6 protein-coding genes are annotated in these 8,951 nt (G+C 44.7%); all 6 read right to left on the reverse strand.

Features of this window, described 5'->3' with window-relative positions; genetic code table 11:
* On the reverse strand, window positions 1–3,466 hold a 3,466-nt coding region (locus ACQY26_RS01780; RefSeq protein WP_428047363.1), incomplete at its 3' end, for an MG2 domain-containing protein.
* 52 nt (window positions 3,467–3,518) lie between these two features.
* A complete protein-coding gene (argS, locus tag ACQY26_RS01785) occupies window positions 3,519–5,114 on the reverse strand; it encodes an arginine--tRNA ligase (protein ID WP_428047364.1) in 1,596 nt (531 codons plus the stop codon).
* Between the two features lie 12 nt (window positions 5,115–5,126).
* Window positions 5,127–5,657, reverse strand: a complete 531-nt coding sequence (gene rsfS, locus ACQY26_RS01790) for a ribosome silencing factor (protein ID WP_428047365.1) — start codon at window positions 5,655–5,657, stop codon at window positions 5,127–5,129.
* Window positions 5,658–5,704: 47 nt separating this feature from the next.
* Window positions 5,705–6,610 (reverse strand): LytR C-terminal domain-containing protein, encoded by a 906-nt coding sequence (locus ACQY26_RS01795; protein WP_428047366.1) that lies wholly within the window; start codon window positions 6,608–6,610, stop codon window positions 5,705–5,707.
* Window positions 6,580–7,710 carry a bis(5'-nucleosyl)-tetraphosphatase (symmetrical) YqeK gene (gene yqeK, locus ACQY26_RS01800; protein WP_428047367.1) on the reverse strand — a complete coding sequence of 377 codons (1,131 nt, stop codon included), beginning with the start codon at window positions 7,708–7,710 and terminating at the stop codon, window positions 6,580–6,582. Before yqeK ends, ACQY26_RS01795 begins: the two co-directional genes overlap by 31 nt.
* On the reverse strand, window positions 7,707–8,951 hold a 1,245-nt coding region (locus ACQY26_RS01805), incomplete at its 5' end, for a protoporphyrinogen/coproporphyrinogen oxidase (RefSeq protein WP_428047368.1). The genes ACQY26_RS01805 and yqeK, both read right to left, overlap by 4 nt.

The raw sequence follows: 8,951 nt of genomic DNA on the forward strand, positions 1-8,951 counted from the left end.
CGTCTAAATTCGGCAGCCACAAAGCGTTGGGGGAGAAATCCGAACGCAAAGAGTCTGAGCCGTTTTGGGCGGAACTGCCGTCAATTCCGCGTATAACGTTGGCTCCTTTTACTTGATCGTCGAATGCAGCTTCCTCAACGGCTTCTGCCGCGTCATAGGCAAGCGCCTCTTTCTTAACCGAAGCGGAGCGTACTGTTGCGTTTCTTACACCGCGTTCCATACCGGCGGCAGCCGCAGAATAGAACATAGGCATAGGGGCTGCAAAATTTCCGCCTTCAAGGGAGGAAGCAAAGGGGTTATAGCCGTAACCTGTTTCGTAGGCTTGCAGAGTGTTTAAGGAATGCGGCCTGTAATAATCCAATGATTTATCGTAAACCGTTATCAGGGCCCTGGCGTCTACGGGTTTTTTGTCCTCGTCAAGAACGGAAAGGCTTACGTTTTTGTTCGCCCCGGGGAAAGAAAATTCCGTGGACGAAAGTTCCAAATTCAGTTTGGAATTTACATAAGGCACCGTTATATCCGTCTTACCGTCAAACATTTCATAATCATATACGGAGAACCACCTTAAGCTTACTCCGCCCTGATAAGCTTTGCTTATGGGCAGCTGCATTATGGCCGGGCCGATCTGCGTGAGAGTATGTTTGGAAACTAAAAATTGGTCTTTGTAAACTTCAATATATTTATTGCCTTTTGTTTGTGAAGAGCCGACTAAAATTAATGCTTTTTCCCCGGGATAATAGGTTTTGAACTCCGCAACCGCGGGGTGGTTGCCCGGCAAGGAAAGAGCCGGTTTTTCCGTATTTACCACCATAAACGCAAATGATGCGTCTTCCGGGGCTTCGTTTTCTCCTTCGGGGGTAAATTCAAGCATATACCAGCCTTCTTTAAGCGGCGGTACTGCAAAGTGTAAAGGTCCTTCGGTTGTAAATTCAACTTTGTCTATACGGGCCAGCTTGTCTTTTTTGAAACCGTCGGCGCAGTAATCTTCACCGCATGAGCCAAAGTTCTCGGGAGCTTTTGCCGTATAAAGCCTTGCGGTAGCTTTGCCCGCCAAAAGTTCCCCGTTTATATTCATCATTTTTACTTCTAAAGTATTTTGCGTGGCCTGACGGAAGAAGTTTTTGTTGCTGTCCACGGAGAAAAACTTTGCTTTGCCGCTTACAATATACTCGGTTTGAGAGTTAATAGTATTGCCGGCTTTATCCGTTACGGAAGCGGAAATAATATATTTTGCGGGTAGGGCTTTGCTCAGCTCCTCTTCCGTTTCCGGCGTAAAGGTTATTTTAAAATCGCCGTTTTTATCGGTTGAAGTTTCCCCGCGTTTTATGACTTCATCCTCAATATAATATCTTGAGCCGCGCCAAAAGAAAGGGAAGAAAGAAGTTTTGGTTACTTTGTAAGAGACTTTCGCGTCCGCCGTATTAAGCCCATAATAATATTTGGCGTTGCCTTTCGCTTCAATAGGTTTGTTAAATTGCAGAGCGTCTTTGTTTTTAAGGAATTTTACTTCAAATTCCGGCGCTTTAAAAGCTTCAATATTTATATTGGCGGAGCCATAAGCGTTATCAAGCCGTGCGGTTATTTCGTAACGTCCGAGCATGGCGTTTTTGTCGGTTTTATATTCATAGGTCGCCGAGCCCATGGAATCAAGTTTAAGGTTTTTTTCTGCCAGTTTATTATAATTTGGGCCCCTTACCGTAAGTTTTACGGTTTTTCCTTCCGTCAAAACATAGCCTTGCGCACCTTTAAATTCCGCCGCCGTCAGCTGTATTTTTATGGGGGAGCCGGCTTTATAAACCGCCATATCCGTGTTTAAAGCAAGGATATATTTGGCCTGTTCGTTCTTGTTAAAATGCAGACCGTTTAACAAAGCGTAATTCCCGTTTTTGGAGGCGAACAAGTGTAAAACTTTGTCTTCTTCATGCGCCAAAACGGTTTGGCCGTCTTTATCTGTATATGCCGTTTTTGAGGTACCGTATTCAAGCTTTACGCCCGCTTTGGCAATGCCTGTTTTAGGATCAAGCGAGTATACATTGTAAAAATTGCCGGCGCTCGTTTTGGCTTCCAAATTTTTGGCTTTTGCGTAAGCCGTACCCGCTACGGCGACGTCCGTCAAGTTCACAACGAGAAGCGAATCATTCCATTCATAATGTTCCGTTTGTTTGTATTCTTTGTCTTGGCTTAACGTTATCGCATAAAAACCGCTTGTTTCTTTAGGCAGAACCACATTGCTTGTATAATAGGCGTATTTTTTATCGTAAGCGACGGAAATGCCCAAAGTGCGGGAGGGTTTGCCAAGGTTAAGGTTGTATCTGTTGGAATTGGAATTTTTAAGTTTTGAAGGATTTATTTTAAAAATATGGATATAAAACTTTTCCAGATTTCTGGTGCTGACCTTCAAATTATATTCCTGATTGGGGGCGGTGGTCATTTTGTTTCCCTCACCGAAAGACACCCTAGGCCTCGTTATTTCCTGTTTTAAGTTTTTGCATTGATCGGTTATAACGTTTAAATCCAAAGAGATGCAGTAGTCAAGCGTTTTTACGGCGTCTTCATACATTTCAAATTCGTTGAAAGTTTGTGCGGCTGTATATGCGGCCAAGGCTTTTGCCAGAGTTTCCTTTGCCTTAAATATGTATTTTTTTACTCCGTATAACTCTTTGTAATCATCGGTCATGCCCGATATGTATTGCATCCAGCCGGCTTTTGTTATGTCGCCCTCGGAGCCTTCCGTTACTATCAAATCAACGCGGTCTATATGCCAAAGTTCGGCTGAGGTCGGGCGGCCTTTGCCTTTTATTTTGTAGGCTTCTTCATAAAGTTCCTCGCGGCTTTTCAGCTCATTACCAGCCATATATGATATTAATTTGTCAAATAAAGACGTATATTTGGCCGAATCGGGTATCCTTACATAGGGAGAGCCGCCGGTCCACCCGTAAGCGGCAGGATATTCGGAGGGGAGATACTCTTCGCTGTCTTCGGCCGGCATATCCGCCAAACTTTTGCGCATATCCCAAAGTTTTAAAAGAGTTTCTTTCGCGGCTTCTTCTTTTTGTTCTTCGGTAAATTTAGTGACGTCTTCCGAAGATTCCTGATACCGCGCCGGTATGTAAGGATAGCCTTTGAGCAGATTATAACGTATCAAATAATATCTGGCTTTCCAAAGGTTGTCTTTCGGAAGTTTGTAAGAATAAAGCTGATTTAAAGCCGTATCGAATTTACCCTGGTAATAATAAGAAAGAACCGTTTTAAGTTCGGCTTCATACTTTAAATTACCGCTTTTGGAATTTAAAAACGGCTTGTAAGCTTCTACTGCTTTGGAATACAAGCGGTCTTTAAAATACTGATTGGCCTTTTCTATCCCCTGTGCGCCTTCCTGCGTTTGAGCTTCCGCAGATGGCGTTATTAAGAAAAAGACCGAAGCCGCCGCTATAAGGGCGGTAAAAAGAATTAGATATTTCTTCATTATCTCTCCTTTAATAATTTAAAATACAACGAAATTAAAGCCGGCCCGGAGCCTACATATGTTCCGGCGCGCTTACGCCTATAAGTTCAAGCCCTTTGGCTATTCTTTCCTGAACGAGCCTGCACGTAAACAGACGCGAACGCGTGGTTTGAGGGTCGGCTTCGTCTATTACTCTGCAAGCGTCGTAAAACGCATGAAACAGAGAGGAAAGTTCCGTAAGGTACGAAGTAAGATGATGCGGGCTTAAATCTTTTACGCAGGTTTCAAGCGTTTTCCTGAACCACAGCAGTTTGCTGAGCAAAGTTCTTTCCTGTGGGGCGAGGTTCTCGCTTGAAGTCATCGGCAAAGGTTCAAAGCCTTTTTCCTGCGCGGCTTTGAAAATGGAGCAAATCCTCGCGTGTACATATTGCACGTAGAACACGGGGTTTTCGTTGCTGCGTTTCTTTGCGACGTTCAAATCAAAATTTAAATGTGCGTTGGGCGTTCTTCCTGCGAAGAAAAATCTGCAGGCGTCGCGGCCTACGTCTTCGGTTAGTTCGCGCAGGGTTATAAACGTTCCGGCGCGTTTGGACATTTTTACTTTTTCTCCGTTTTCTATAAGATGCACCAACTGATGTATTATGGCTTTAAAGGCTGCGGGCTCTTTGCCCAAAGCTTTTACCGCGGCTTCCATGCGCGGTACGTAACCGTGATGATCCGCGCCTAAAATATCTATAAGTTTGGTGTAGCCTCTGTCATATTTGTTTTTATGGTAAGCTATGTCGGCCAAGAAGTAAGTCGGGCGACCGTCGGCGCGCACCAAAACGCGGTCTTTGTCATCGTGGTCGGACGTGGTGCCGAGCCACACCGCGCCGTCTTTTTCATAGACTTTGTTCTGCTCTTTAAGCATTTGCAGAATTTTGTCCAAGGCCTTTTCTTTGTGGAGTTCGCTTTCGCGGAACCAGCGTGTAAATTCGACGTCAAAAGCTTTCATGTCTTCCTGCTGGGTCTTTATTATTTCTTCCATGGCGAAGCGTCCGTATTCGCTTTCGGGCAGAGCGGCGGGGATTTTCTTTGCCAAATCTATAAGGTATTCGCCGTGATAACCGTTTTCGGGCGGTTCTTTGCCCTGCGCTCTGGCTTTTAATGATTCTCCCAAAAGCTGGGCTTGGTTGCCGGCGTCGTTAATGTAATATTCTGCGTCGCAGGCTATACCGAGAGCGCGGTGTATTTTTACAAGGCTGTCGCCTAGGCTCGCCCCGCGCCCGCTGGCCACGTGCAGAGGCCCCGTCGGGTTTGCGGATACGAACTCTATCAAAATCTTTTCATTGCTGATTGTGCCGGCGGTATCTCTGTCCTTAAGGCGTCTGTCGCGCGCGGCCTCCGTAAGGAAAGCGTCCGTAAGTTTTATGTTGATAAAACCCGGGGCCAAAAATCCGCACTGGGCGACTTCTTCAAGCTGTTCTATAATTTTTGCGGCTTTTTTTGCGATGTCCAAAGGGTTCTTCCTTATTTGTTTTGCGGAAGACATTGCCCATACCAAAGAAATATCCGCGTCTATGTGCGATGGCGGCGGGGCGAATTCAACTTGCGGCAAAGTTTCAAATTCGGAAAAATATTGGTCTTTAAAAAGTCTGTCCTGTATTTTTATTCTTAAACTGTTGAGCATTCTCTTTCCTTCTTATTTAGTGGATTTTTTTGATGTTTTCTTTACTGTTTTTTTCGCCGGAGCTTTTGCTGTTTTTTTAACCGTTTTTGCGGGTTTCTTGTCAGCTTTAACCGTTTTCGCGGAAGTTTTCTTAACGGTTTTTTTGGCTTTGGCCGCGGGTTTCTTCGCCTCGGCTGATTTCTTTGGCGCGGGCTTCTGCCATTTTACGTTTTTGCCGAAACTGAAAATTTTGTCAAGCGCATAGAATTCCCTGGCAGACTGTGTCATTATGTGCATCATGAATGAACCGTAGTCCGAAACGCGCCAAGTGCCCGTTTGTCCGCCGTCGCGGTTTGTTTTGTAAACGCCGTCTTTTTTAAGTTCGGTTCCGGCGTCAAGATCCAATGCTTCAAGGTGAGGTGCGGAAGTGGCCGTGCCTATTACTATATAGTCGCAAAGGCTGGAAAGGCCGCATAAATCGTAAACTTTTACGTCCTCCGCTTTTTTGTCGTCTATGAAACGGGCTGTTTTTATTACGAATTCTTTGGCTTGTTTTTTATCCATATATAAGTTTACCTCATTATAAAAGTCTACATTTTAGAGTTTATCATTTATTTAGAGCGTTTTGGCAATACAAAGTCTTTGCCCAAAATTATTTTTACGTCCGATATGGCGTTTTTATCGCGCTGGGAGTATATTTCCCGGCTTTCAAGGCCAAGCTGATAAGCCGTTTGCTGTATCTCCAAAAGCCGGGCGGTGTTATCCAAAATTTTGGTCTTTTCCAGAAGTTCGGGATAACTGGCGTAGTTTATTACGTCTATATTTATTACGCCGCGGTTGTTTAAATCCCTAAGAAATTTTGTAACTTCCCCGGCCAGGCCGTTGCGGCCCGAAGCGTTGAAAACTTCTATAACCAGCGGTCCTTGCGCGGTTTGGTTGGGTTTGATGTCGGTGGTGATGCGTATGGGCGTTTCTTTTTGTTTTTTGCCTTTTATAATTTTATCCACCAAGGGATTTTGCACCGCGAAATCCGATGTCTTCAATGTGGAAAGCTCCGCGCTTATCAAAATAAAATCGCCGAAGGATAAATCCGTTTTGCCTTTCCATTTCAGTTTTATATAGGAATAAAAATAAGAAAATATTATATAAGGTTTCACGCGCCAGGACTGCAGATTGCTTTTAAATCCGTCCCAAAATTCTATTCTTTTCTCCGGGCGCAAATCCACGGTGATTACTTTATCTTCGTTGATTTTAGCTTTTTGCAGGATTTCCTCCGCCGTCAAAGCTTTTTTTGAGCTTGGCAGATTGTTGACGACCGCCTTTTTAAATTTAGGATTGTAAGCTATAAATATGGGCGGGTTTGAGAGCAGCAGCACGTTGACGGGCTCGTCCGTCCTTTTTATCAGGCTGGGCGCGGAAGAATGATACTGGGCCGCGGCCCCGTAAAGCAGAATGGCCGCCGCGCAGTAAATTACAAGCCTTAAAGTTAATTGCTTTTTGAGATAATTTCGTTCCATAATTTAATGCCGGCTCCGGCGAGCCATTTGCCCGTTTGAACGGTAAAAAGAAGTTTCACGCGAAGAGCGGCTTTCATGCCTTCGTCCAAAGATTTTAACGCTTCCTGATGCACTTTGCGCGCTTCGGCGTAGCGTCTGTCTTTGCTGGACATATCCGCCACGAAGAGGATTTTTTCCTCCAAAGTCATATTCAGGCGGCCCAAAGTGTGATATTTTATAGCGTTTAAAACATTTTGTTTTTTTACTTTAAAAAGTTTTTTTGCCAAATCCGCGGAAACGTCGGCGTGCAGCAAGGCCGGGCTGTGTTTGCAAATTGCTTCAAATTCGTTCGGCTTTATTTTGTGTTTTATGCAGTATTCTATAAGCTGTTCTCCGCTCATGCATTTTGCACTGTCGTGGAGTATCGCGGCAAGCGCCATGCTTTCCACGTGCGCGCCGTATATTTGGGCAAGCTCCGCCGCCCTCTGCGCAACCAGTTTGACGTGCAAATACCTGTTTGGCCTTAAATTTTCCTGCAGCCATTTGTGTATGTTAAGGCCGTAGAGTTGTTTTTCTTCTATGGTTTTGGCCGTCTGCGGCATAATGTTGTTGGGCAGAAGGCCGTTGCAAAGTACGGCTGTTCTTATCTGCGTGGAAGAAACCAGCGGGAAGGCACCTTCAAGCGGCAAATATTTAAAATCTCTGGTTTTAAACTCAAAGCCTTTTCGTCTGCCGGCGGCGACGGCGGCGTTTTCAAAAATGTATTGGCTGTTTTTCCAATTGTGAAGGTCGTTCAGGCAGTCCGTGCCCACGAGCAGATAAACTTCCGCGCCGGGGTAAAGATCTTTTACTCTTTTAATGGTTTCCCAGGTAAAAGTTACGCGGGCGTTTTTATTTTCGAAATCGTCAAAAATTATGTTTTTGCCCAAGCGGCCCAAAACGTCTTTGGCCATTTGCATTCTTAATTTAAAAGGCTGCGCCGGCGAAGCCTTAAACGGCGATTGATAAGCCGTAAAAATATGGGTTTTATCGGGTTTGATTTGTTTTACGGCCGCTTTTAAAAGCGCATAATGGCCTTTGTGGACGGGGTCGAAACTGCCGCCGTATATAAGAATCTTCATAACTTCACCTTTGATAATGTTTTGGCGAGGGCGGCGGCGTCAAGCAGGGATTTTTCCATGAAAGAGTACTCCCAAGCGCCGTACCTGCCAAGTAAGTATATATCTTGTTTAGCCATGTAAGCAAGGATTTCGGCCCTGGCTTTGGCGTAGGCTTTATCGTAAATCGGATATCCGAAGCGGATATAAATCCATTTTTCGGTTAAAATTTTGCTTTCTTCTTTTATAAAACCGAGTTTTTTTAAAGCTTCAAGCGCGGCGGCTTTAAGTTTATTTAAGTCCGCGCGTCCGTTTTGCTTAAGCGAAAATTCTATATAAAGGCTGAATGAGCCTTTCGGGGCGGAATTTTTTGAAAAAGCCGATTGTACGCCCACCCTGTAAAAAGGATACTCCTCCTCCGGGAAATAGAACCAATGTCCTTTGGGGGCTTTGCCTTCAAAAGCTATATTGAGAACGTACAGGCTGTTATGCTTTAGTTTTTTAAAAGCGTTTTGTATTTTTGCCGGCAGGCCTTTTGCCGCTTTGCCGAGTTCCGGCAAAGGCATGGTGCTGACGAGTTTGTCATAATGCGTTTTTTTGCCGCCCGCAGTAAAAGTTTTGTTTTTTACGTCTATGTTTTTTACGGGCGAATTTAGCTGTATATTAGTCAAATCCGCCGCAAGAGCTTCGCATATCGCCGCGCATCCGCCTTTTTGGGGATAATCAAAAACGCTGTTGTAGCCGAAGGCTTTTTTCCTTTTGCCGTAAGCCCCTTTTATAATATCTTCAAGCGCGGAAGCCGGTATAAATTTGCCGCACCAGGCCGAAGACATTTTGTTAAGCGGGTAATTCCACAATTTTGAGTTGTACGGGAACATAAAAGCTTCGCAAATGCCTTTGCCGTATAAAGATAAGGCCCAGCCGCTGAATACATCCGTATTTGTTGCGGGTTTGGCGTATGCTTTTAAGGCCCCGCTCACGCAACGGGAAACTTCTTCCGCGTCAAGGGCGTAAAGATTGTTTTGAAATGGAAAATCTATTTTTTTGCCTTTGTAAAAAACATAGGCTTGACGGTTGATAGTTTTTTTATTGCCGCGAAGAAGCTCTTCAGCCAGTTTCTTCCCGGCGGGTTTTGAAGTGTGCAGTAAATGGCCGCTGTAGTCGAAAGTAAAACCTTTTTCGGTATAAGAGCCGCACAGACCGCCTATTTTATCCTGCGCTTCATAAACGTAAGTTTCGGCTTTGGAGCGGTATTTTTTTAGGTG

The sequence above is a fragment of the Candidatus Proelusimicrobium excrementi genome, from assembly GCF_937881865.1.
Taxonomy (GTDB): domain Bacteria; phylum Elusimicrobiota; class Elusimicrobia; order Elusimicrobiales; family Elusimicrobiaceae; genus Proelusimicrobium; species Proelusimicrobium excrementi.